The following is a 24733-nucleotide window of genomic DNA, read 5'->3' on the forward strand; positions in this document are numbered from 1 at the left end:
TTACTGGAATGCTATCGGTTGCGCGCAACAACTGGGCAAGCCAGAAGCCGAGTCGATGACCTCCGACCAGTGACTGCTAGTCACTCTTTTGCGGAAAATCACTGGAGGATTCGCCGCAAAAGGGACTTTCAGCCCTGGAGACGGTACTCCTCGAGCAAGCGTCGCCCAATGATCATTTTCTGGATCTCGGCGGTACCTTCACCGATCAGCAGCATCGGGGCCTCCCGGTAGAGGCGCTCGATCTCGTACTCCTTCGAGAAGCCGTAGCCACCGTGGATACGGAAGGCGTCCTCCACCACCTCCTTGCAGTACTCGGAGGCGAGGTACTTCGCCATCCCTGCTTCGAGGTCGTTTCGTTCCCCGGAGTCCTTTTTGCGTGCTGCATTGACCATCATCGCATGGGCCGCTTCGACCTTGGTAGCCATTTCGGCCAGCTTGAACTGGATCGCCTGGTGCTCGGCGATGGCCTTGCCGAAAGTGTGACGTTGCTGGGCATAAGAGACACCCAGCTCAAAGGCACGCTGTGCGACGCCGCAGCCACGGGCCGCCACGTTGACGCGGCCGACCTCGACCCCGTCCATCATTTGGTAAAACCCTCGGCCTGTCTGGCCGCCGAGCACCCGATCGGCCGGAATGCGCAGTCCGTCCATGATCAGCTCGGTCGTGTCGACGCCCTTGTAGCCCATCTTGTCGATCTTGCCCGGGATCGTAAGGCCCGGACGGACCTCACCGAAGCCCGGCTCCTTCTCGACGAGGAAGGTCGTCATCGACTTGTGCGGGGCCGTGCCCTCCGGGTGTCCTTCGTCACTGCGGACGAGGACGGCCACCAGGGTGGAGGTGCCGCCGTTGGTCAGCCACATCTTCTGGCCGTTCAGGACGTACTCGTCCCCGTCCTTCACCGCCTTGGACGTGATGGCCGACACGTCGGAGCCCAGACCCGGCTCGGACATCGAGAACGCGCCGCGCACCTCGCCCAGCGCCATGCGCGGGAGGAAGTAGTCCTTCTGCTCCTGCGTTCCGTGCTGCTTGAGCATGTACGCCACGATGAAGTGGGTGTTGATGATGCCCGAGACGGACATCCAGCCACGCGCTATCTCCTCGACGCACAGCGCGTAGGTGAGCAGCGACTCACCCAGGCCGCCGTACTCCTCCGGGATCATCAGCCCGAAGAGGCCGAGCTCCTTGAGCCCGTCGACGATCTCCTGCGGGTACTCGTCGCGGTGCTCCAGCTGGGTCGCGACCGGGATGATCTCCTTGTCGACGAACTCCCGGACGGTCTTGAGGATCTCCCGCTGGACTTCGTTGAGCCCGGCGGTCTGGGCGAGTCGGGCCATGGCTACTTCCCCTGTTCCTTCAGCGTGGGCCGGCCGGGCTGCTCGCCGCCGCGCTCCTTGATGTACGTCTCGGTCGGGACCATCACCTTGCGCCGGAAGACGCAGACGAGGGTGCCGTCCTGCTTGTAGCCCTTGGTCTCCACGTACACGATCCCGCGGTCGTTCTTCGACTTCGACGGGGTCTTGTCGAGGACCGTGGTCTCGCCGTAGAGGGTGTCGCCGTGGAAGGTGGGCGCCACGTGCCGCAGGGACTCGATCTCCAGGTTGGCGATGGCCTTCCCGGAGACGTCCGGGACGGACATGCCCAGCAGCAGCGAGTAGATGTAGTTGCCCACGACCACGTTCTTGCCGAAGTCGGTCGTGTTCTCGGCGTAGTTGCTGTCCATGTGCAGCGGGTGGTGGTTCATGGTCAGCAGACAGAAGAGGTGGTCGTCGTACTCCGTGACCGTCTTCCCGGGCCAGTGCTTGTAGACCGCGCCGACCTCGAACTCTTCGTACGTGCGTCCGAACTGCATCGGGATCAGGCCTCCGGGATTTCGAACTTGGTGGTGCGCTCCATGCCCGCGGCGCGGCCCTTGCCCGCGATGACCAGGGCCATCTTGCGGCTGGCCTCGTCGATCATCTCGTCGCCGAGCATTGCGGAGCCCTTCTTGCCGCCGGCCTCCGAGGTGCACCAGTCGTACGCGTCGAGGATGAGCTCGGCGTGGTCGTAGTCCTCCTGGGAGGGGGAGAAGACCTCGTTGGCCGCGTCGACCTGGCCGGGGTGCAGGACCCACTTGCCGTCGAAGCCGAGGGCGGCGGCGCGGCCGGCCACCTCGCGGTACGCGTCCACGTCGCGGATCTGGAGGAAGGGGCCGTCGATGGCCTGGAGGTTGTGCGTACGGGCCGCCATCAGGATCCGCATCAGGATGTAGTGGTAGGCGTCCGCGCCGTAGCCGGGCGGCTGCATGCCCACGACCAGCGTCTTCATGTTGATCGAGGCCATGAAGTCGGCCGGCCCGAAGATGATCGTCTCCAGGCGGGGCGAGGCGGCGGCGATCTCGTCGACGTTCACCAGGCCCTTGGCGTTCTCGATCTGCGCCTCGATGCCGATCTTGCCGACCTCGAAGCCCATGGTCTTCTCGATCTGGGTCAGGAGGAGGTCCAGGGCCACGACCTGCTGGGCGTCCTGGACCTTCGGCAGCATGATGCAGTCGAGGTTCTGGCCGGCGCCCTCGACGACCGTGATGACGTCGCGGTACGTCCAGTGGGTGGTCCAGTCGTTGACGCGCACCACGCGGGTCTTGCCGGTCCAGTCGCCGTTGTTCAGCGCGTCCACGATGGTGTGGCGGGCGCCTTCCTTGGCGAGCGGCGCGCAGGCGTCCTCCAGGTCGAGGAAGACCTGGTCGGCCGGCAGGCCCTGGGCCTTCTCCAGGAAGCGCGGGTTGGAACCCGGCACCGCGAGGCAGGAGCGACGCGGGCGAAGACGGTTGACCGGGTGGACGGGCGTGGTCATGCGGGGACCTCCGTGCTTGCAAGGTTTGCGGTGTCGTGAAGGGGGTGGAGCTTGTTCGCTTTGCGGATCTCGTCGACGATACGGCCGATGATCTCGGTGATGCCGAAGTCCTTGGGGGTGAAGACGGCGGCGACTCCGGCCGCCTTGAGTGTGACGGCGTCCGCGTTCGGAATGATGCCGCCGACGATGACGGGAATGTCACCCGCCCCCGCCGCACGGAGGCGTTCCAGGACATCCGGGACGAGCGCACTGTGCGAACCGGACAGGATGGACAGTCCCACGCAGTGCACGTCCTCGGCCAGCGCCGCCGACGAGATCTCCTCCGGAGTCAGCCGGATGCCCTGGTAGACCACCTCGAAGCCCGCGTCTCGGGCCCGTACGGCGATCTGCTCTGCGCCGTTGGAGTGCCCGTCCAGGCCGGGCTTGCCGACCAGCAGGCGCAGCCGGCCCGAGCCGAGCTCGTCGGCCGTACGGGCGACCTTCTCGCGGACCTCGTGCATCGGCGTACCGGGCTCGGCGGTGACGGCCACCGGGGCGGAGGAGACCCCGGTCGGGGCGCGGAACTCGCCGAAGACCTCGCGGAGCGCGGTCGCCCACTCGCCGGTGGTGACGCCGGCGCGGGCGCACTCCAGGGTGGCCTCCATCAGGTTCTCGGTGCCGGCCGCCGCCTCCTTGAGACGGTCCAGGGCCTGCCGGGCGGTGGGGAAGACGAAGGGATCGCCGTTGCCCTGCCGGTCCGAGGACTCTTCGCGCTCGGCGCGCCAGCGGCCGATGCGCTCCACGGTCAGCGCTTCCACCGCCCCGTCCACCGTCATGATCGCGCCGTCCAGGTCGGCGGTGAGCGGGTTCTCCTCGGTCTGCTGGAAGCAGTTGACGCCGACGATCTTGTCCTCGCCGGATTCGATCCGGGCCCGCCGCTCGGCGTGCGAGGAGACCAGCTGGGACTTGAGGTAGCCGGACTCGACGGCCGCCATCGCGCCGCCCATCTCCTGGATCCGGTCGATCTCGGCGAGGCACTCGGCGACCAGGGACTCGACCTTGGCCTCGATCACGTGCGAGCCCGCGAAGATGTCGTCGTACTCCAGCAGGTCGCTCTCGAGCGCGAGCACCTGCTGGATGCGCAGTGACCACTGCTGGTCCCAGGGCCGGGGCAGGCCCAGCGCCTCGTTCCAGGCCGGCAGCTGCACGGCGCGGGCGCGGGCGTCCTTGGAGAGGGTGACCGCCAGCATCTCCAGGACGATGCGCTGGACGTTGTTCTCCGGCTGCGCCTCGGTCAGGCCGAGGGAGTTGACCTGCACGCCGTAGCGGAAGCGGCGCTGCTTGTCGTTCTCGATGCCGTACCGCTCGCGGGTGACCTTGTCCCAGATGCGGCCGAAGGCGCGCATCTTGCACATCTCCTCGATGAAGCGGACGCCCGCGTTCACGAAGAAGGAGATACGGGCGACCACCTCGCCGAAGCGCTCCTCGGGCACCTGGCCCGAGTCGCGCACCGAGTCCAGCACGGCGATCGCGGTGGACATCGCGTACGAGATCTCCTGGACCGGGGTGGCCCCCGCCTCCTGGAGGTGGTACGAGCAGATGTTGATCGGGTTCCACTTCGGGATGTGGTTGACCGTGTACGCGATCATGTCCGTCGTCAGGCGGAGCGAGGGTCCCGGCGGGAAGACGTGCGTCCCGCGCGAGAGGTACTCCTTGACGATGTCGTTCTGAGTGGTGCCCTGGAGCTGCGAGATGTCCGCACCCTGCTCCTCGGCGGCCACCTGGTAGAGCGCCAGCAGCCACATGGCGGTGGCGTTGATCGTCATCGAGGTGTTCATCTGCTCCAGGGGGATGTCCTGGAACAGCCGCCGCATGTCGCCCAGATGGGAGACCGGGACCCCGACCCGGCCCACCTCGCCGCGGGCGAGGACGTGGTCCGGGTCGTAGCCGGTCTGCGTCGGCAGGTCGAAGGCGACCGACAGGCCGGTCTGGCCCTTGGCGAGGTTGCGGCGGTACAGCTCGTTGGACGCCTCGGCCGTGGAGTGGCCGGCGTACGTCCGCATGAGCCACGGACGGTCTTTCTGGCGCTCTGTCATCTCAGGCTGTCCCTTTGGCCTTTGAACGGTCTCAGACGATTCAGACGTTGCGGAAGCGGTTGATCGCGTCGAGGTGCGTGGCGCGCATCTCGTGGTCGCGGACGCCCAGGCCCTCCTCGGGGGCCAGCGCGAGGACGCCGACCTTGCCCTGGTGGAGGTTGCGGTGGACGTCGTACGCGGCCTGGCCGGTCTCCTCCAGGGAGTAGACCTTCGAGAGGGTGGGGTGGATCTTGCCCTTGGCCACCAGGCGGTTGGCCTCCCACGCCTCGCGGTAGTTCGCGAAGTGCGAGCCCACGATCTTCTTCAGGGACATCCACAGGTAGCGGTTGTCGTACTCGTGGTTGTAGCCCGAGGTCGAGGCGCAGGTGACGATGGTGCCGCCCTTGCGGGTGACGTACACGGAGGCGCCGAAGGTCTCGCGGCCCGGGTGCTCGAAGACGATGTCCACGTCCTCGCCGCCGGTCAGCTCGCGGATGCGCTTGCCGAGGCGCTTCCACTCCTTGGGGTCCTGGGTGTGCTCGTCCTTCCAGAACTTGTAGCCCTCGGCGCTGCGGTCGATGATCGCGGTCGCGCCCATCGCGCGGCAGATGTCCGCCTTCTGCGCGCTGGAGACGACACAGATCGGGTTGGCGCCGCCGGCCAGCGCGAACTGGGTGGCGTAGGAGCCGAGGCCGCCGCTCGCGCCCCAGATCAGGACGTTGTCGCCCTGCTTCATGCCGGCGCCGTTGCGGGAGACCAGCTGGCGGTAGGCGGTGGAGTTGACCAGGCCGGGGGAGGCGGCCTCCTCCCAGCTGAGGTGGTCCGGCTTGGGCATCAGCTGGTTCGACTTGACGAGTGCGATCTCCGCCAGGCCGCCGAAGTTGGTCTCGAAGCCCCAGATGCGCTGCTCGGGGTCGAGCATCGTGTCGTTGTGGCCATCGGAGGACTCCAGCTCGACCGACAGGCAGTGCGCGACGACCTCGTCGCCGGGCTGCCAGGCGTTGACGCCGGGGCCGGTGCGCAGCACGACGCCCGCGAGGTCGGAGCCGATGATGTGGTACGGGAGGTCGTGGCGCTTGGTGAGCTCCGACAGGCGCCCGTAGCGCTCCAGGAAGCTGAAGGTGGACACCGGCTCGAAGATCGAGGTCCACACGGAGTTGTAGTTGACCGAGGAGGCCATGACGGCCACCAGGGCCTCGCCCGGGCCGAGTTCCGGCACCGGGACCTGGTCGAGGTGCAGCGACTTGCGCGGGTCCTTCTCGCGCGTCGTGAGCCCCGCGAACATCTCCGTCTCGTCCTTGTGCACGGTGATCGCGCGGTACGAGTCGGGCAGCGGCAGGGCCGCGTAGTCTGCGGCGGTGGCGGACTGCGACTGAATCGCGTCCAGGATGTCCTTCACGGTAGAGCCTCCGGCTTAGCGCTGATGAGGGTGCGCTGAGGGGTACGCGGGTGCGTGGAGCGGGTGTGGTGTGTGTGCCGTCGGTTCGGCAGAGCGGTGGTGCTGGCGCGCCTGTGGTGGGGCGAGCGGGAGCCTGGTGACGCAGGCATCCGGGGCGCGTTCCGAGCCGAGTGGGCGAGGGCCGCGGGGACATCCGGACAGATTCAACGTATGGCACCCCGTGTCACCCGGCAAGGCACCGCGTGCCAAAAGTTTCTCTCATTTGCCGATTGACCTGCGCACATGAGCGATGATCGATCAGAGTTACCCGCGAGTAGGGGCAAGCCGGACAAACAAAGAAGGCCGCCCCCGAAACGGGGGCGGCCTCTGTGACGAGGATCGCTACTTGTTGCGCAGTGCCTCTTCGATGGTCCGCATGACCTCGTCGAGCGGGGCGTCGGTGCGAGCCACCGCGACCAGCACCTCGCCCTGGGTGCGGACCGCGGCCGGCGCGGCCGGCGCGGTGGTCAGGGTGCGGCCCGCGCCGATCCCCGAACCGAAGGTCTTGCGCACGATCGAGAAGGCGTGGTCCAGCTGGGCCTCCACGTCCCCCTGGCCGCCCGCCCGCAGCCAGCGCCGCAGCACGTGGTTGTGGGCGGTCACCACCGCGGAGGCGGCCACCTCGGCCAGCAGCGGGTCGTCGTTGCCGTCGTGGTGGTCCTGCTCGTCGAAGTGGGCGAGCAGGTAGCGCGTGAAGAGCCGCTCGTACCGGGCCACCGAGGCGATCTCCCGCTCCCGCAGCGCCGGCACCTCGCGGGTCAGCCGGTAGCGCTCCACCGACACCGCGGGCGAGGCGGCGTACATCTTCATGACTTCCTTGATCCCCCGGCACACCGTGTCGAGCGGGTGCTCGTGCGCCGGGGCCACGTCGAGGACGGCCTCGGCGCGGGTCAGGGTGTCGTCGTGGTCCGGGAAGATCGCCTCTTCCTTGGACCGGAAGTGCCGGAAGAAGGTCCGCCGGGCCACGCCCGCGGTCGCGGCGATCTCGTCGACCGTCGTCGCCTCGTACCCCTTGGTCGCGAACAGCTCCATCGCGGCCGCCGCGAGCTCGCGGCGCATCTTGAGCCGCTGCGCGGCCGCCTTGGTGCCGGCCGGGGTCTCCGGGGCGTCGGAGGACGAGGAGGCGCGGGGCGAGGTCTTGGCGGGCTGGGACATAGAGCGAAAGTACTTCATTCGCGCAGGAGAGCGCGCCTGAGGGGGGTGGGAGGGGGATGGATGCGGGGGAGAGCCCGCACTGGGCTCGGGAGGGTCAGTCCGCCGTGAGGGTCCGGCGGACCCGAGCAGCCCTCCCCACGCATCCGGCTCTGGGGCCCGCGGCTTACCGACGGGCGTACTCACGGAATCCGCGGCCGGTCTTCCGGCCGAGGCAGCCCGCCGCCACCAGGTGCTCCAGCAGCGGGGAGGGGGCCAGGCCCGGGTCGCGGAACTCCTTGTGGAGGACCTGCTCGATGGCCAGCGAGACGTCCAGGCCGACCACGTCGAGGAGCTCGAAGGGCCCCATCGGGTAGCCGCCGCCCAGCTTCATCGCCGCGTCGATCTGGTCGAGGCTGGCGTAGTGCTGCTCGACCATCTTGATCGCGTTGTTGAGGTACGGGAACAGCAGCGCGTTCACGATGAAGCCCGCCCGGTCCCCGCAGTCCACCGGGTGCTTGCGCACCTTCGAGCAGATCCCGCGGACCGTCGCGTGCACGTCGTCGGCTGTCAGCACGGTGCGGACCACCTCGACCAGCTTCATCGCCGGGGCCGGGTTGAAGAAGTGCATGCCGATCACGTCCTGCGGACGCGACGTGGCACGGGCGATCGCGATCACCGGCAGCGAGGACGTGGTCGTCGCCAGCACCGCGCCGGGCTTGCAGACCTTGTCCAGGGACGCGAACAGCTCCTGCTTGACCGCCAGGTTCTCGGCGACCGCCTCGACCGCCAGGTCCACCTCCGCGAAGGCGTCCAGCGAACCGGCCGGGGTGACCCTCCCCAGGGTCAGGTCCGCCGCCTCCTGGGTCAGCCGGCCCTTGGCCACCGCACGGCCGAGCGACTTGGCGATCGCGGCCTTCGCCGCGTCCGCCTTCTCCTGGCTGCGCGCGGCCAGCACCACGTCGAAGCCCGACTGCGCGAAGACCTGCGCGATACCGCTGGCCATGGTGCCCGAGCCGGCCACGCCGACCGAGGTGACCGGGCGGCCCGCGCCGAGGCCGGCGTCGGCCGCCGGGGTCAGGGCGTCGGCGACGATCGCCGAGCTGCCGGCCTGTGCGTACGTGTAGAACCCGCGGCCCGACTTCTGCCCGGTCAGGCCGGCCTCGGCGAGGTGGCCGAGGATCGGGGCCGGGGCGTGCAGCCGGTCGCCGGAGGAGGCGTACATGGCCTCCAGGACGGTCCGCGCGGTGTCCACGCCGATCAGGTCCAGCAGCGCCAGCGGCCCCATCGGCAGACCGCAGCCCAGCCGCATCGCCGCGTCGATGTCCTCGCGGGAGGCGTACTTCGACTCGTACATCGCGGCGGCCTGGTTCAGGTAGCCGAAGAGCAGGCCGTCGGCGACGAAGCCGGGCCGGTCGCCGACGGCGACCGGCTCCTTGCCGAGCTCGCGGGCCAGCGCGGTGACGGCCTCGACGGCGGACGGGGCGGTCAGCACGCAGGAGACCACCTCGACCAGCTTCATCGCCGGGGCCGGGTTGAAGAAGTGCAGGCCGAGCACGCGCTCGGGGCGCTGGGACTCGGCGGCCATGCGGGTCACGGAGAGGGCGTTGGTGCCGGTGGCCAGGATCGTGTCGGGCCGCACGACCGCGTCGAGCTCGCGGAAGACCTGCTGCTTGAGCTCGTAGGACTCGGGGACGACCTCGATGACGAGGTCGGCGTCGGCGGCCGCGCTCAGCTCGGAGTAGGTACGGAACCGGGCGAGCACGTCCGCGCGCTCCTGCTCGCTGAGCAGCTCCCGGGTCACGGAACGCGCCGTGGAGGCCGCGAGGGCGGCGGTGGCCCGGGCGGCGGCGGTGTCGCTGACGTCGATGCCGATGACCTCGCGGCCGGACCGGGCGAGCACCTCGGCGATGCCGGTGCCCATCGTGCCGAGGCCGACGACGGCGATGGTCTGGAGGGTGGACTGACTGGACGTGGACGGACGGTCCATCGCGGGACTCCAGTGGAAGAAGGTGACGACTGAGGGTGGCCCGGCGCGCGGCGCACAGTTCGCGGCCGGCAGGCTGATGCGGAAGATCGCACGCAATGCCCGAAGGGGCGGAGAGCGGCGGACCCTGTCCCGGGGCCACGCCGTGGGTGGTGCACGTACGCCGTGTAATACGTCGTACGTCGTACTTCATTCAGAACCGACTGGCACGAGGCGGCTGCGTCACCAGGCCGTCCCCGTACGTGTTGGAGCGACAGTAACCCGCCGGTAACTGGTGCGCCAGAGTGCGGAGATGTGACCTGTACCGCCCAAATGTACCGATCATCGATCATCGATCATCAATCACTGCGAACGGGCCGTGGCGGCGGCCGCACGCGCCTAGGGTGGCCGGGTGAACGACGTGCTGGAGCGCCTGCGGGCGGAGGCCGGGCAGTCGGCCAAGGCGGAGTACGAGGTGCTGCTGGCGGCGGCGCCGGACGCCCTGGCGGCCTCCCTGACTTCGGCCGGGCTGCCCCTGTGGGCGCGCGAACTGGCCGCGTACCGGCTTGGCCTGGGCGGCGACGCCCGCGCCTTCGAGCCGCTGGTGCTGCTGCTCAACCACCGCGACCCGCCGCGCTGCGCGGCCGCCGCCGAGGCGCTGGCCGTGCTGGGCGACCCGCGCACCGCCCGCGCGGCGGCGGCCCTGGCGACCAACGGGCTCCGCACCGCCTACGCCCTGCAGCCGGTCCGGCTGCTCACCGCGCTGCGGGCCCCGGAATCGGCCCCGGCCCTGATCAGCACCCTGTCGCGACTCCTCGCGCCGAACGACCCGTACTGGCGCGTCGCCCTGGCCTGCGTGGAGGGCCTGGGCGCCCTGGCCGACCCCCGCGCCCGCGAGGCCCTGACCCGCGCCCAGTCCCACCCCCGCCTGGCCCTGGCGGCGACGAAGGCCCTGCGGGCCCTGCCCTGACGCCCGCTGCGGCCGGGCCGGTACGCCAAAGCGGCGGGCACTCCTCGAAGTGAGGGAGTACCCGCCGCTCGGCTGTCCGTTGGACGGATCTAGCCCTCGAGCTCCACGAGATTCGACCAGAGCTGACTCTTCCCGAATCTGGCCATGTACTCCTCGAGAATGACGTAAGGAGCCTTGGCTACGGGATTTCCGTCCTCCCACACCGTGTCGCACTCCTTGCACACCAGGAAGGTGTCATCCCTTCCCTTGACGCGGGCGGCGATGACCCATCCCTGGTCGCATCGAGGACACCAGATCAATTTGCGTTCTCCTTAGAACATGGGGTGGGCGGTGATGACCTTGGTGGTCCCGGGGACCACCACGATCTTGAGCTTCTTCTCGCCCAACGTTCCGACTTCCCTGCCCATGTCGATGACGTACTTCGCCGGGTCGCTCGGGTCCGGAACGCCGCGCTTGGCCCATCCCTCGTCGAGCAGCCCGGTGATGCTACCGAGGTCGGGGTCCTTGAAGACGCTGTGCGCGGTCTTCGACGGGTCGGGCTTGGCGTGTTCCATCACGTGGTCCAAGCGGTGGCCGTGCGCGGAACCGGGCCCGTATTCCAGGCCGCCGGGCGACTTGAACTTGTTGCCGCCGAGGTTCGTGAAACCGGTCGGGCACGTCGCGTTGTGCACGAGCACCGGAGTGTTCGCGGCAAGGACGTAGTAGGTGTGCAGCTGGTTGACGGTCAGGTTGTACGCGGGCTGGAGGGTCTTCCAGTGGCGTACGTCGCTGATGCGAGCGGCCTTGCCCTCGGGGGTGCGGAGGGTTTCCCCGGCGGCGAGATCGGAGGCGTTCTTCCAACCGCGCGCGCTCTCGGACCAGAAGGGGTGGTGGTCGGTCGACGTCAGGCGGCCGGAGCCGCTCGCGGCGTCCAGGGTGATGTCGGTGAAGTCGCGGTCGTCGGGGGTGTAGATCGTGTCCTCGACGCGGCGCGGACCGGTGGTGCCGGTTTCCGGGTCGGTGGCGAGGACCTCGTCGCCGACGGCGACCTGCTCGATCGGGCGAGCCGTGCCGTCACCCATCAGTACGCGAGTGCCGGCCGGGAAGCTGTTGGGCTTGAAGCACTCGAGGAACTTGCTGAGCTTCTTCGCGTCAATCGCGGCCTCGACGCCTTCAGACCCCCACTTGACGACCTTGAGGGCCTTGCCGGCCGGGATGACCCCGGCGACGGCCATGGCGCAGCCGCCCCAGGAGGGCTCCTCGATGCAGCGCTGGATGTCGGCGCCGCCCGAGAGCTCCCAGCCGACCTTGAGGAGGATCTTGGCCAGTTCCGGGTCGGGGCTGGCGAAGATGACCTGGTCGGGGTCGGCGCCCATCATGCAGGGGGGCAGGCTGTCCCGGTTGAAGGGGACGACGCACTTGGGCTTCTTCGACTTCTTCTCGGCCTCGGCCTGCCGCTTGCGCTCTTCTTCCGCGAGCCGTCGTGCTTCGGCCTGTTCGGCTTCGAGCTTCTTCTTGACCTCGGTCCAGGCCTGGGAGGCGAGGGCGTTGGCCTCGTCCTTGCTCTTGCCGGCGGCGATCGCCGATTCCCGGGCGTCGGCCGCGGAGGCGTTCGCCTTGTCTGCCGAGTCGCGGGCGTACTGCGCGGAGAAGGCGGCCTGGGCGGCGGACTCCTCGGCGGCGGCGGCGTCGCGGTCGGCGGCGGCTGCCGCGTTGCGCGCGGTGGCCGCGGACTTCTTGGCCGCGCTGGCGCTGGCCTCGGCGGCGGTCGCGGACTTGTTGGCGTCGTCCGCGGACTTGGCGGCGGCGGTCGCGGACTTCTGCGCCTCGGCCGCTGCGATGTCCGCCTCGTTCTTGGCAGCGGCGGCCTTGGCGGCCGCTTCCGCGGCGCGCCAGCGGTTCTGGTTGGCCTTCGCGGCGATGCCGGAGGCCTCGGCGAGCAGCCGGTCGACCTGGTTCTTGTGGTGCTCGGCGAGCCTGTCCTTGTGGGCGGCCATGTGCTGGCCGACGGCGACGAAGTCGTGGAGCTGGTCGGCCGGAGCAGCCAGGGCGATCTTGGCCGCTGCCTTGACCTCGGGACCGCCCTCGTTGACCAGCTTGGAGGCGATGACCTCGTCGTCGCTGTTGCGCGCCGAGTACTGGCCGACGGCGAGGAACGTGGCGAGCGCCTTGCCGCTGCCGTCCGCGAGGGCCTTCTTCGTGGCGTCCTTGACGCTCGGGCCGCCGAAGTTGTTGAACTTCGAGACCTCGACCGCCAGGTCGTCGGTGCCGGCCGTGTACTGGCCGTTGCTGTAGAAGTCGGTGACCTGCTGGTCGTTGCCCGTCAGGGCACCGCTCGCTGCCGTGCGCACCGATGGATAGGGACTCTGTCCGCTCAGCTGGAACACGCGCTCGCGGATCTCGTCGCGCCCGGCCTGCTTCCAGCCGGTGCGCAGGTACTGCAGGACTTCGGTGTCGGTGCCGGCCAGCGCGGTGGCCGCGGCTCCCTGGCTCCAGGGACCGCGCAGCTTCATCGCCTTCATGGCGAGGGCGCGGCCCTTGGCGGCGGTGGCCTTGACGTCCACGGTCGGCTTGGCCGCCTCGGCGGCCAGCTCGGTCGCGGTGGTGTCGAGCTTGACGCCCTCGACCTGCTGGGCTGCTACGGCCGAGACGTAGGCGTCGGTCTGCGCCTTGCGGGACTTGGCCCGCTCGATCGCACCCTCGGTACGCGTGACGAGGTCCGCGGCCTCGGTCTCACGGGCGATCGCGACGACCTTCTTGGCCGTTGTCACGGCGGCGTCGGCGGTCTCGGCGGCCACCTTGGCCGCGTCGGCGTGCTTCTTCGACTCGGCAGCGGCGTTCGCGGCCTCACCCGCGTGGGCGGCAGCCGCGTCGGCCGCGTCCGCCGCCTTGCGGGCGTGCGTGGCCGCGGATCGGGCTGCGTCGCGCGCCTCGAAGGCCGCGTTGGCGGAGCGCTGCGCGAGGCCGGAGGCCTGGTCGGCGGCGCGGTTGGCGGCGTTGGCGTGGCGGCGGGCGTCGGCCGCGGCCTGGCGGGCCTCGGCGGAGGAGTTGCCGGCCGCGTCCGCGTAGTTGTTGGCCTGGTCGGCGGCATCGGCTGCCGCGTTGGCGTTGTCGCCGGCGCTCTGCGAGGCCTTGGCCGCGAGTCCGGCGGCCTGGGAGGCCTTGCCGGCCATCTCGGCCGCCAGCGCGGAGGTGTCGACCAGGCTGGCCGCCATACGGGCGATACCGGCGAGGTCCTTGGCGCGCGAGGCCTGGGTGGCGTCGTTGCCGGCGGCGATGGCCGCGTTGTACGCGTCGTTCGCCGCGTTCGCGGCGGCGGCGGCAGCGTTCGCGGTCTGGGCGGCCGCGAGCGCGGCGATCCGCGCGGCGCGGCTGGCCGCGTTCGCCGAGCTGATCGCCTGCTGAGCGGCGGCAGCCGCGGCGCGGGCCGCGTCGGCGGCCTGCTTGGCCTTGACCGCGGCGCGCGTGGCGTCGTTCTTCGCCAGGTTCGCCTCGTGGGCGGCCTTCTGCGCGGCCTCCTTCGCCTTGTTCGACGCGTCGATGGCGCGGGCCGAGGCTTCCTCGGACGCCTTCATGGCGTCCTCGGCCCGGATGCCTGCCTGCTTGGCGTCCTCCGTCAGCTGCGCGACGGTGGCGTACTCCTGGTCCCGGTTGCGCGCCGTGAACTGGCCGATCTCCAGGAACTCGACCATGTCATCAGGCGTGCCGCGCAGGGCGATCTTCGCGGCCGCCTTCACGTTCGGACCGCCGCTGCCGGCCAGCTTCGAGACCGCGACCTCGTTGTCCGCCTCGCGCGCCGAGTACTGGCCCTCGCTGAGGAACTTGACGACGTCTTGCGCAGTGCCCTTGAGGGCGGCCTTGCCGGCCTCCTTGACCCCGGTACCGCCCGTGTTGATGACCCGCGAGACCTCGACCTGGCGGTCCTCGTTCAGCGGACCCTGCCAACCCGAGTTCAGGAAGGTGTTCAGCTGCGCGGGCGTGCCCTTGAGCGCCTGGTTGGCTGCCGCCCGAACGGCCGGACCACCCGCGTTGAACATGCGGCTGACCCGAACGGAGTCGTCGTCGTACTGAAGGGCCGACGCCTCGTCGAGGAACTTCTTGATGTCCGCGTCCGACCCGAGGAGCGCCCGCTCGGCCGCTTCCTTGACGCCGGCTCCGCCCGAAGCCCAGTAGTCGACGGCGACCTGTCGCGCGTAGGCCGGAGGTTCCGTCACCTCCGCGGCCGTGGCGGGTGACTGGCCCAGCAGACCCATGATCAGTGCTGCGGGCAGCACTGATCCGAGGGTGGTGCGCAGTGCCACGGGGGAGGCGAGGCTACGGCGGCCCGTCTTGAGGCGTTGTGCCCCGCTGAAAAGTGTTCGCCGTCTCATGCGGCAGGTCCCCCAACGTTGGTGCGTGGCAGAGCCGTCTGTGTGCGGGTGCCTGGTCGAGCGCCCCGCAGATCGACTCCGCACGACATCACCGGTGCGGCATGGAAGACCGGCACCGCCGCGGGCGACCCCGCCGATGTCTCTCCCGTTGCCATCGGTGAGGTCGCCGGGTTGCCCCGTACGACGGTGTCGTCCAGGGGCGCGGCGGCGCGGCCGGGCATGACGTTCGCCCGGCCTGCCAGACCGTATGTCTTGACCTGGCAAAAATCAATTACAGTTGAACAGTGCTCAGCCGTGGTTGAGCTACCCGGGGTTCGGGCGCTACCGTCTGCTCCGGAACAGGCTCGTCGGGGGCCGCATCGGGGGGATGCGCGGCGGTCCGTGCGGCTGTCAGCGCCGTGGGCCGAGGTCTGGCCAAGGTCTGTCGGATGACCCTTCCGAACGTTCATTTCGTGACTCAGGGGCCGCGCGCGCGGCCCGTATCAGGGGGAAACTCATGGCGATATCCCGTGCCCGCAAGGCACTGTTCACCGGTCTCGTCGGCACCGCCACCGCGCTCGCCGCGGCGGCCACGCTCGGTGTCGCGTACGCCGGACCGCAGTCCGCCGCCGCAGCCGCGGCGGCCGGCACCGAAATGCCCACCGCCGTCGAGGACTTCGCGTACCCGAACGCCGCGAAGATCCAGGCCGAGCAGCAGATCGTCCTCAAGCGCGGTGACGGCCACATCACCCTCACCACCTGCGACGGGACCCCCGACATCACCATCAAGTCCCGCACCGGGCAGAAGCTGTACTGCTTCGACGTCAACGCCGCCAAGGGCTACGTGACCCTCGAACTCCCCGACGCCTTCGGCATCTGGACCGAGGCGTTCCCCGTCAAGGCCACCATCACCGCCAACGGCACCGACAAGACCGTCATCGACGCCCCCGCCAACGACTACAAGCCCTTCGGCGAGGCCGGCGACACCGGCGAGCGCTCCATCCTCCTCGAACTCCGCGTCACCGGCTGACCACCGGTTCCCCACCCCAACGCCGACCCACGTTCGTAAGGAAGCTCACCCATGTCTGCACTCCGTCCCCGCGCCAAGCGGATGACCGGCCTGATCGTCACCGCCACCGCGGTCACCACGGCCCTCGTCTCCGCCGGCTCCGCCCAGGCCCTCACCGGCCCCGAGGCCCCCGCCGGCCAGTACGCCTACGTCGCGAAGCTGAACGTCGGTGACGAGGCCAACTCCCGCGCCTGCACCGCGGCCCTGGTCGACGAGTGGTGGGTGGCCACCGCCGCCTCCTGCTTCGCCACCACGCCCGGTGAGCAGGTCCCGGCCGGCAAGCCCGCGCTGAAGGCCACCGCCACCCTGAGCAACGGTACGGCCGTGGAAGTCACCGAGCTCGCCCCGCGCGCCGACCGCGACCTGGTCCTGGCCCGCCTCGCGGCGCCGGCCAAGGGCCTGGCCACGGTCAAGGCCGCGCCCGCCGCGCCCGCCGCCGGCGTCGACCTGACGGCGGCCGGGTTCGGGCGTACGAAGACCGAGTGGGTCCCGGGCAAGCTGCACACCGGCACCTTCACCACCAACACCACCGACGCCACCACCCTCGCCCTCACCGGCAAGGGCACCGACGTCCTCTGCAAGGGCGACACCGGCGGCCCGCTGCTGAACGCCAAGGGCGAGCTCGTCGGCATCAACGCCAAGTCCTGGCAGGGTGGTTGCCTCGCGACCGACGCCGCCGAGACCCGCACCGGGGCGATCTCCACGCGGGTCGACGACCTCGCCGCGTGGGTGGCGAAGACCACCGAGCCGCGGCGCTCCGCCGCCTCCAACGAGGCCGGCGGCACCGACCGCGTGCGCTGGGCCGACTTCGACGGCGACCGCAGGCCCGACTACGTCAGCATCGCCGACAACGGCGCGGTCAAGGTGTGGCTGAACCACGGCGGCGACCCCGCCGGCGTGAACGGATGGGAGACCCTGGGCGAGGTCGCCGCCGGCACGACCACCGACCGCGCCCGCGTACGCCTCGCGGACTTCGACGGTGACGGCAAGTTCGACTACATCGTCGTCAACGCCAACGGGTCGGTCAACGTGTGGCTCAACCGCGGCGGCGACGGCCACGGCAGCTGGCAGTCCATCGGCCAGGTCGCGTCCGGCGTCACCAACGACGCGAGCAAGGTCCGCTTCGCGGACTGGGACGGCGACGGCAAGACCGACTACCTCGTCTTCAACGACGGCGGTGCCGTGGAGGTCTACCTCAACCGCGGTGGCGACCAGGTGGCTCCGTGGCAGCACATCGGCCGCGTGGCCACCGGTATGACCAGCGACCGCAACCGGACCCGCTTCGCGGACGCCGACGGTGACGGCAAGGCCGACTACTACGTCATCAAGCCGGACGGCAAGGTCGACCTCTACGTCAACCGCGGCGGCGATGTGGGCAACGGCTGGCAGGTCGTCGGCCAGATCGCGACCGGTCTGACCACCGACCACACCAAGGTCCAGTTCGTCGACTTCTCCGCGGACACCCACGCCGACTACGTCCTCGCCGGCGTCGGCGGCAGCGCCTCCGTCTTCGCCTGGAACGGCGGCGACCCGGGCAACGGCTGGGTCGACCTCGGCAAGGTCGCCAGCGGCACCTGAGCCCCGTGCGACCTTGCTTGACCTTGCTTGACACCGCTTGACACCGCTTGACCCCGTTCGACCCGCCTGACCCCGCACGCCGCATCCGCCCACCCCGGTCGTCCCCTCAAGGAGAGCGAGGTGGGCGGATGCGTAGGCGGGGCCGCTCCGCACACCCCTAAGGCATCGCACGCATGATGAAACGCACCGTCGCCCTCAGCCTCACGCTGCTCGCGGCCATCGCCGCCGTGGGGCTCGGCGCCACGACCGCCACCGCCGCCGCGCAGCCCGCCCCGCCCCTCGTACGGATCATGCCGCTCGGTGACTCGATCACCGCCGGCTCCAACAGCTCCAACGGCGCCGGATACCGGGCGCCCCTCTGGGACCTGATGGCCGGCCAGTCCCGCTACACCCCCGACTTCGTCGGCTCCGGTTCCTTCGGCGCCGTCGCGGACGGGGACAATGAGGGCCACAGCGGCTGGACCATCGACGACGTCCGACGCAACATCGACGGCTGGCAGGCCGCGGCCGACCCGGACGTGGTCCTGCTGCACCTGGGCATCAACGACCTCCACAACAACCACGCCGAGCCCGAGGAAGCGGCCCGCCGGCTGTCCTCCCTCATCGACCGCGTACTGGCGAACCGGCCCGGCGTGAGCGTCATCGTCCAGGGCCTGCTCACCGACACCACCGGATTCGAGCAGCAGACCCGGGTCTTCAACGCCGTCATCCAGGGCGAGGAGAGCGCCCGGCGCAGCCGCGGCGAGCGATTCCGCTACGTCGAGCCGCCCCGCCTGGACGTCGCGACCGAGCTGCCCGACCACCTCCACCCCAATGACGCGGGCTACCGCAAGATGGCCCTGACCTTCCACGACGGCCTCGAGCAGGCCGTCGCCGACGGCTGGGGCGTACGGCCGCGCGCGCCGCGTGCGGGGAACGAGGCCGGCGGAGCCGGCGCCGTCCGCTGGGCCGACTTCGACGGGGACGGCCGCCCCGACTACCTGACGATCGCCGCCGACGGCGAGGTCAAGGCGTGGCTCAACCGGGGCGGCGACGGCGGGGGCGGCTGGGAGGCCCTCGGCCGGGTCGCCACCGGGACCACCACCGATCGCGCGCGGGTGCGCCTCGCCGACTTCGACGGTGACGGCCGCGCCGACTACTGGACGATCAGCGCCGACGGCGCCGTCAACGTCCATCTCAACCGGGGCGGCGACGTCGGCGGCGGCTGGAAGGACCTCGGCAGGGTCGCCACCGGCACCACCAACCGCAGCGAACAGGTCCGCCTCGCGGACTGGGACGGCGACGGCAGGGCCGACTACCTCACCATCGCCGACAACGGCGCGGTCACCGCCTTCCTGAACCGCGGCGGCGACGGCCGCGGCGACTGGCGTTCCCTCGGGCAGATCGCCACGGGGACGACCACCGATCGCGGCCGGGTGCGTCTCGCCGACTACGACGGTGACGGCCGGGCCGACTACTGGATGATCAGCCCCGGCGGCGCCGTCACCACCTACGTCAACCGGGGCGGCGACGGGCACGGCGGCTGGCAGGTGCTCGGCCGGACCGCCACCGGTGTGACCACCGACCACACCCGGGTCCAGCTCGTCGACTTCAACGCCGACAGCCATGCGGACTACCTGCTCACCGGCGGCGGGTCCGACGCCGGCGTCAGCGCCTACCTCTTCGACGGCGGCGACCCCTCGGGCCCGCACGGCTGGAACCCCGTCGGCACGGTCATCACCCCACAGCCCTAGCAGGGCTGGGGGACGATCGCGAAGGCCTCCACCTCCACCAGGAGTTCGGGGTGGAACAGGGCGCTGACCTGGACCGCGGAGGAGGCCGGGAGGCGGTCCGGGGCGATCACCTCGTCGCGGGCCGCCCGGAGGGCCGGGAGGTGGGTGACGTCCGTGACGAAGTAGGTCAGCTTCACCACGTCGTCGAAGGCCGCCCCGGCCGCCGCCAGGCACCGGCGCAGGTTCTCGAACACCTGCCGGGACTGGGCGGCGGCGTCGCCCACGCCCACCACCTCGCCCTTCTCGTCCAGGGCGCACTGCCCGGAGACGGCGACGAACCGCCCCGTACCCCAGACGACATGGCTGTAGTTGACCCCCGGACTGACGCCCTCCGGAGCGGCGATCCGGGTGAGGTGGCTACGGGCGGGCGAAGGATCAGAAGCGGTCATGCCCCTGATCCTGCCCGCTGGAGATCATCCCCGGAAGCCCAGCAGCCCGTGCAGGGCGGCGCCGCCCGCCGAGGGCGGGACCACCCGGGTCGCCGTCGCCGGCTTGGGAGCCGGCTGCGCGGGGCAGGTGGCGTCCGCGGCCTTGCCCGTGATCAGGTACGCGGACAGTTTCTCGTCCAGACACTTGTTGCCGCTCAGCGAGATGCCGTGGTTGCCGCCGCCCTCCTCGACCACCAGGGCCGCGCCCGCCAGCTTGTCGCGCATGCTCACCGCGCCCTCGTACGGGGTCGCCGCGTCGGCCGTCGCCTGGAAGAGGAGCGCCTGCGGAAGGTCGGCGTTGGTCACGTCCGGGGCCCGGAGCGGTTCTCCCGGCCAGAACGCGCACGGGGCGTTGTACCAGGCGTTGTTCCACGTCATGAACGGCGCCTTGGCATGCGTGCGCCACATGTCCGTACGCCACTCGTTCCAGTCCTTCGGCCACGCCGAGTCCCGGCACTGCACCGCCGTGTACACGCTGTAGCTGTTGCCCGCGGAGGGCTCCACCGCGCCGAACCGCTGGTACGCCGCCACCAGAGGTTTGGGGTCCTTGCCCACCGCGTACGCCGAGAAGGCCTCGGCGAGGTGCGGCCAGTAGCCGTTGAAGTAGCCGCCCGGAAGGAAGGTGTCCTCCAGCTCGGCCGGGCCCACCTTGCCGCCCGCCGGCGTCCCGCGCAGCGAATCCCGCATCGCGTACCAGCTCCGCTCGACCGCCGCCGGGTCGCTGCCGAGCCGGTACTTGTCGTCGTACTGCGCGACCCAGGCCAGGAAGGCCTTGTGGCGGGCGTCGAAGGCCTCGTCCTGGGCGAGGTTGTCCTCGTACCAGACGCCGCTCGGGTCCACGACGGAGTCCAGGACGAGACGGTGCACCCGCTCCGGGTGGAGCTTGGCGTACACCGCGCCCAGGTACGTCCCGTAGGAGTAGCCGAAGTAGCTGATCTTCTGCGCGCCGAGGGCGATGCGCACCGCCTCGATGTCGCGGGCCGCCGAGACCGTGCCGATGTAGGGGAGCACGTCCGCGTGCTTGGTCTGGCAGGACTCGGCGAAATTCCTGACCCGCTCCAGGTTGGCCCGCTCGGTCTGTTCGTCCAGCGGTACCGAGTCCGGGCGTACGGGGGAGAAGTACCCGGAACCGCAGTCCAGGGCCGGCTCGCTCTTGCCCACGCCGCGGGGGTCGAAGCCGATCACGTCGTACTGGGCGGCCACGTCCTTGGGGAGCGCGCTGGCGACGTACCCGGCCAGGGTGCGGCCGCTGCCGCCGGGGCCGCCGGGGTTGACCAGCAGCGGGCCCTGGGACGTGGCGGCGGTGTGCGGGACCCGGGTCAGGGCCAGCGAGATCATGCGCCCGCCCGGCCGGTCGTGGTCGAGCGGGACCCGCAGGGAGGTGCACTGGAGGGTGGGGTACCGCGGGGTCGAGCAGCCGGCCCACTTCAGTGCGGCGGCAGCGGCCCCGACCGGCGCGGGCGCGACGGGGGCTGCCGTGACCGGGCCCGCCAGGGCGGCGGTCACGGTGGAGATCGACAGCAGGACTGCGGCGCGCCTCTTCAGGGTCGAGGGGCGGATCGAGGGTCGGAGCATGGGGCCTCCCAGCCGAGGGTTCTGGGCGGAATCGTCCCGGAACCCGCGCCCGGAAGGCGGGATTGTGCAGCCTATTGGCCCGATGTGATGACTCTTCAGGCGGCGTGTCGGGCCGTCACAGCAGGGTCAGCTGGGTGGGCCGGACCGCGACGGGGGCCTCGGCCCCCTCCGGCCGCTCGGGGACGAGGGCCCGCCGCGCGGCGCCGCACCCGCCCGGGCCGATGCCGAATTCCGCCGCGAGCTGGTGGACTTGGCGGGTGATCTGCCGCTGGTACCGGGTGGGCGCGTACGAGCCGCCCGCGTACATCCGCGCGTACCGCTCCACGAGGCGGGGGTGGTGCTCGCCCGGCCGGGCCGTGAACCACTCGCGCGCGCCGGGCCGCAGATGGAGTACGAGGGGTGTCACGGCCACCGCCCCGGCCTCCGCGAGGGGAGGCGCCGGGGACCCGGTTGAGCAGGTATTTTGCCCGTACCTCGTGGAAGGTGATCCCGCGGAACTCGGGGGTGTCGAAGGTACGGGTGACGACGCCGTCGGTCCCGAAGAGCGCGGCGGGGCCGGTGAGCGCGGCCCCGTCGGCGGTGTCCCCGGTGTCCCCGGTGTTGCCGGTGTCCTCGGTCAGATTGTCCCGGCGCATGGTGCGCCTCCCTCGGTAGCTCTTCTCCGAGAAGAGAACAAACGTTCCCGTGATCGTGCGGAGCGGTTTTCGGCGCCCCCGGATTTGGGCGGCCGCCCCGGAGGTGGTTGGCTTCGCGGTGACGAGCGATCACAACTGCTGGAGGAACAGCTATGGCGCAGGTCGAGGCCACCACGGAGCGGATCATCGCGGCCGACGCGGAGACCGTGTTCGACGCGCTGGCGGACTACACCGGGACCCGGGGCAAGCTCCTGCCCGAGCACTTCAGCGAGTACGAGGTGCGCGAGGGCGGCGACGGCGAGGGCACCCTCGTCCACTGGAAGCTCCAGGCCACCAGCAAGCGGGTACGCGACTGCCTGCTGGAGGTCACCGAGCCCACCGACGGGCAGCTGGTCGAGAAGGACCGCAACTCCTCCATGGTCACCACCTGGACGGTCACCCCGGCGGGCGAGGGCAAGTCGAAGGCCGTGATCACCACCGTGTGGAACGGCGCCGGCGGCATCGGCGGCTTCTTCGAGCGGACCTTCGCGCCCAAGGGCCTGACCCGCATCTACGACACCGTGCTGGCCAATCTGGCGGCCGAAGTCAAGGGCTGAGCGCGGTCGTTGACGGTGGGGCCGGGGTGCGGCCTCACCGGATCGGGTGAACCGGCCGCCCCGGGGGGCGGCGGCCGCCCCCCGGCGGGACCGACCGGCTGAAGCCCGCCGCGGCGGGGCGTGGCCCCGAGGTCCCGAGGGGGACGGGCGGCTAGGGTGGGGGAGCTGAGCGCAGCCGACCGCCCGGGGGCCCGATGAAGATCCTCATCTCCGCCGACATGGAGGGCGCCACCGGCGTCACCTGGCCCGCCGACGTGCTGCCCGGCACTCCGCAATGGGAGCGCTGCCGGTCGCTGTTCACCTCCGACGTGAACGCCGCCGTACTCGGCTTCTACGACGGCGGCGCCGACCAGGTCCTCGTCAACGAGGCCCACTGGACCATGCGCAACCTGCTGCTGGAGCGCCTCGACGCGCGGGCCGAGATGCTCACCGGCCGCCACAAGACCCTCTCCATGGTCGAGGGTGTCCAGCACGGGGACGTCGACGGCATCGCCTTCGTCGGCTACCACACCGGCGCCGGCTCCGAGGGGGTCCTCGCCCACACCTACCTCGCCAACTCCATCACCGGGGTCTGGGTCAACGGGGTCCGCGCGAGCGAGGGACTGCTCAACGCCCACGTCGTCGCCGAGTACGGGGTACCGGTCGTCCTCGTCACCGGGGACGACCTGACCTGCGTCGACGCGGCCGGCTACGCCCCGGGCGCGGTGACCGTGGCGGTGAAGGACCACGTGTCGCGGTACGCGGCCGTCTGCCGCACCCCCGCCCGCACCGCCGCCGACATCCGCGCCGCCGCCAAGGAAGCCACGGCGCTCGCGGTCCGGCGCGAACCCGTACGCGGCGGTCCGTTCACGGTGGAGCTGGAATTCGACGCCGAGCACCTGGCGATGGCGGCCACGCTCGTCCCCGGCATCACGCGGTCGGGGGAACGCCGGGTCGCCTACACCAGCGGGACGATGTACGAGGGGATCCGGACCTTCAAGGCGGTCACGACAGTCGTCTCGGCGGCTGTGGAGGAGCAGTATGGCTGACATGTACGACCTGAATCCCTGCGTCGACCGGACGGCGCTCGACGAGGCGGTCGAGTTCACCTCCGGTCTGATCCGCATCGACACGACCAACCGCGGCGGCGGCGACTGCCGCGAGCGACCCGCCGCCGAGTACGTCGCCGAGCGGATCGCGGCCATCGGCCTGGAGCCGGCGATGCTGGAACGCACCCCCGGCCGCACCAACGTGGTGACCAGGATCGAGGGCTCCGACCCCACCGCTCCCGCCCTCCTCGTCCACGGCCACCTCGACGTGGTCCCCGCCGAGGCCGCCGAGTGGAGCGGGGACCCCTTCTCCGGCGAGATCCGCGACGGAGTGGTCTGGGGCCGCGGCGCGGTCGACATGAAGAACATGGACGCCATGGTGCTCGCCGTCGTACGCGCCTGGGCGCGCGCGGGCGTCAGGCCCCGCCGGGACATCGTGATCGCCTACACCGCCGACGAGGAGGACAGCGCCGTCGACGGCTCCGGCTTCCTCACCGACCGCCACCCCCACCTCTTCGAGGGCTGTACCGAAGGCATCAGCGAGTCCGGTGCCTTCACCGTCCACACCGGGTCCGGTCAGGCCCTCTACCCGATCGCGGCAGGTGAACGCGGCACCGCCTGGCTGAAGTTGACCGCCCGCGGCACCACCGGGCACGGCTCCAAGCCCAACCGGGCCAATGCCGTCAGCCGGCTGGCCGCCGCGGTGGCCCGGATCGGCGAGTACGAGTGGCCCGTGCGGCTCACCGACACCGTCGCCGCCTGCATCACCCAACTCGCCGCCTTGCAGGGCTTCTCGGTCGACCCGCGCAGCCGCGACTTCGACCTCGAGCGGGTCCTCGGCAAGCTGGGTCCGGCGGCCGCGCTGGTGGAGGCGACCGTGCGCAACAGCGCCAACCCGACGATGCTCAGCGCCGGTTACAAGCTGAACGTGATCCCCGGCCAGGCCACCGCGTACGTGGACGGCCGGATGCTGCCCGGCGGCGAGGCCGAGTTCATCGCCACCCTCGACGCGCTCACGGGCCCCGAGGTGCACTGGGAGTTCCACCACCGCGAGGTGGCGCTCGAAGCCCCCGTGGACGGGCGGACGTTCGGGATCCTGCGCGAGTCCATCGAGCACTTCGACCCCGAGGGGAACGTGATCCCCTTCTGCATGGCGGGCGGCACCGACGCCAAGCAGTTTTCCCGGCTCGGTGTCACCGGCTACGGCTTCTCCCCGCTCAAGCTGCCGCCCGGATTCGACTACTGGTCCCTCTTCCACGGGGTGGACGAGCGGGTGCCGGTCGATGCGCTGCACTTCGGTGTCCGCGTCCTCGACCGCGCGCTGCGGACGCTGTGA

General features: G+C 70.7%; 17 protein-coding genes and 1 pseudogene. 7 read left to right on the forward strand and 11 right to left on the reverse strand.

All coding sequences use genetic code 11. The features are described from left to right. Positions 1–128 precede the first annotated feature (128 nt). The 7 genes from ACFWB8_RS16355 to ACFWB8_RS16385 form a co-directional block, all read right to left on the reverse strand. Positions 129–1334 carry an acyl-CoA dehydrogenase family protein gene (locus tag ACFWB8_RS16355; protein WP_385226517.1) on the reverse strand — a complete coding sequence of 402 codons (1206 nt, stop codon included), beginning with the start codon at positions 1332–1334 and terminating at the stop codon, positions 129–131. A 2-nt stretch (positions 1335–1336) separates the two neighbouring features. Next, positions 1337–1849: a MaoC family dehydratase gene (locus tag ACFWB8_RS16360; RefSeq protein WP_112450492.1), complete on the reverse strand. Its 513-nt coding sequence runs from the start codon at positions 1847–1849 to the stop codon at positions 1337–1339. Between the two features lie 5 nt (positions 1850–1854). Then, positions 1855–2829 carry an HpcH/HpaI aldolase/citrate lyase family protein gene (locus ACFWB8_RS16365; RefSeq protein ID WP_385226520.1) on the reverse strand — a complete coding sequence of 325 codons (975 nt, stop codon included), beginning with the start codon at positions 2827–2829 and terminating at the stop codon, positions 1855–1857. Continuing rightward, positions 2826–4904 (reverse strand): protein meaA, encoded by a 2079-nt coding sequence (locus ACFWB8_RS16370; protein WP_385226522.1) that lies wholly within the window; start codon positions 4902–4904, stop codon positions 2826–2828. The genes ACFWB8_RS16365 and ACFWB8_RS16370 overlap by 4 nt, the downstream gene beginning before the upstream one ends. 40 nt (positions 4905–4944) lie before the next feature. Then, on the reverse strand, positions 4945–6282 hold the full coding sequence (gene ccrA / locus ACFWB8_RS16375; RefSeq protein ID WP_385226523.1) for a crotonyl-CoA carboxylase/reductase: 1338 nt from the start codon (positions 6280–6282) through the stop codon (positions 4945–4947). Between the two features lie 381 nt (positions 6283–6663). Then, the gene (locus ACFWB8_RS16380; protein ID WP_385226525.1) at positions 6664–7476 is read right to left on the reverse strand and encodes a TetR family transcriptional regulator; all 813 of its coding nucleotides are present in this window, start codon (positions 7474–7476) and stop codon (positions 6664–6666) included. A gap of 163 nt (positions 7477–7639) precedes the next feature. Beyond that, positions 7640–9442 carry a 3-hydroxyacyl-CoA dehydrogenase family protein gene (locus ACFWB8_RS16385; protein ID WP_385226527.1) on the reverse strand — a complete coding sequence of 601 codons (1803 nt, stop codon included), beginning with the start codon at positions 9440–9442 and terminating at the stop codon, positions 7640–7642. A gap of 388 nt (positions 9443–9830) precedes the next feature. On the opposite strand from ACFWB8_RS16385, the gene ACFWB8_RS16390 reads away from it, so the two are divergent. Then, the gene (locus ACFWB8_RS16390) at positions 9831–10388 is read left to right on the forward strand and encodes an adenylosuccinate lyase (RefSeq protein ID WP_385226529.1); all 558 of its coding nucleotides are present in this window, start codon (positions 9831–9833) and stop codon (positions 10386–10388) included. A gap of 311 nt (positions 10389–10699) precedes the next feature. Here ACFWB8_RS16390 and ACFWB8_RS16395 read toward each other — a convergent pair whose 3' ends face one another. Further along, positions 10700–14668, reverse strand: a complete 3969-nt coding sequence (locus ACFWB8_RS16395; protein ID WP_385226531.1) for a polymorphic toxin-type HINT domain-containing protein — start codon at positions 14666–14668, stop codon at positions 10700–10702. Between the two features lie 565 nt (positions 14669–15233). Between ACFWB8_RS16395 and ACFWB8_RS16400 the strand changes: the two genes are divergently transcribed. From ACFWB8_RS16400 to ACFWB8_RS16410, 3 genes are all read left to right on the forward strand, one after another. After that, complete coding sequence (locus ACFWB8_RS16400) at positions 15234–15746, forward strand: hypothetical protein (RefSeq protein WP_385226533.1); 513 nt, start codon at positions 15234–15236, stop codon at positions 15744–15746. Between the two features lie 51 nt (positions 15747–15797). After that, entirely contained in the window at positions 15798–17363 is a 1566-nt protein-coding gene (locus ACFWB8_RS16405) for an FG-GAP-like repeat-containing protein (protein WP_385226535.1), read from the forward strand. A 173-nt stretch (positions 17364–17536) separates the two neighbouring features. After that, positions 17537–19096: an FG-GAP-like repeat-containing protein gene (locus ACFWB8_RS16410; RefSeq protein WP_385226537.1), complete on the forward strand. Its 1560-nt coding sequence runs from the start codon at positions 17537–17539 to the stop codon at positions 19094–19096. Here ACFWB8_RS16410 and ACFWB8_RS16415 read toward each other — a convergent pair. The 3 genes and pseudogenes from ACFWB8_RS16415 to ACFWB8_RS16425 all read right to left on the reverse strand — a co-directional run. Continuing rightward, positions 19093–19524: a RidA family protein gene (locus ACFWB8_RS16415; RefSeq protein ID WP_385226539.1), complete on the reverse strand. Its 432-nt coding sequence runs from the start codon at positions 19522–19524 to the stop codon at positions 19093–19095. The genes ACFWB8_RS16410 and ACFWB8_RS16415 overlap by 4 nt on opposite strands. 24 nt (positions 19525–19548) lie before the next feature. Then, positions 19549–21138 (reverse strand): alpha/beta hydrolase, encoded by a 1590-nt coding sequence (locus tag ACFWB8_RS16420; protein WP_385226541.1) that lies wholly within the window; start codon positions 21136–21138, stop codon positions 19549–19551. A 115-nt stretch (positions 21139–21253) separates the two neighbouring features. Further along, positions 21254–21568 (reverse strand): annotated as a pseudogene (locus ACFWB8_RS16425) (radical SAM protein); the annotation flags it as partial. A 357-nt stretch (positions 21569–21925) separates the two neighbouring features. Here ACFWB8_RS16425 and ACFWB8_RS16430 point away from each other — a divergent pair. The 3 genes from ACFWB8_RS16430 to ACFWB8_RS16440 all read left to right on the forward strand — a co-directional run bounded on the left by ACFWB8_RS16430 (position 21926) and on the right by ACFWB8_RS16440 (position 24733). Then, entirely contained in the window at positions 21926–22369 is a 444-nt protein-coding gene (locus tag ACFWB8_RS16430; RefSeq protein WP_385226544.1) for an SRPBCC family protein, read from the forward strand. Between the two features lie 194 nt (positions 22370–22563). Further along, positions 22564–23397 carry a M55 family metallopeptidase gene (locus ACFWB8_RS16435; RefSeq protein WP_385226546.1) on the forward strand — a complete coding sequence of 278 codons (834 nt, stop codon included), beginning with the start codon at positions 22564–22566 and terminating at the stop codon, positions 23395–23397. After that, complete coding sequence (locus ACFWB8_RS16440) at positions 23390–24733, forward strand: M20/M25/M40 family metallo-hydrolase (protein ID WP_385226548.1); 1344 nt, start codon at positions 23390–23392, stop codon at positions 24731–24733. Before ACFWB8_RS16435 ends, ACFWB8_RS16440 begins: the two co-directional genes overlap by 8 nt.

This window comes from Streptomyces sp. NPDC060031, from assembly GCF_042736805.1.
GTDB lineage: Bacteria > Actinomycetota > Actinomycetes > Streptomycetales > Streptomycetaceae > Streptomyces.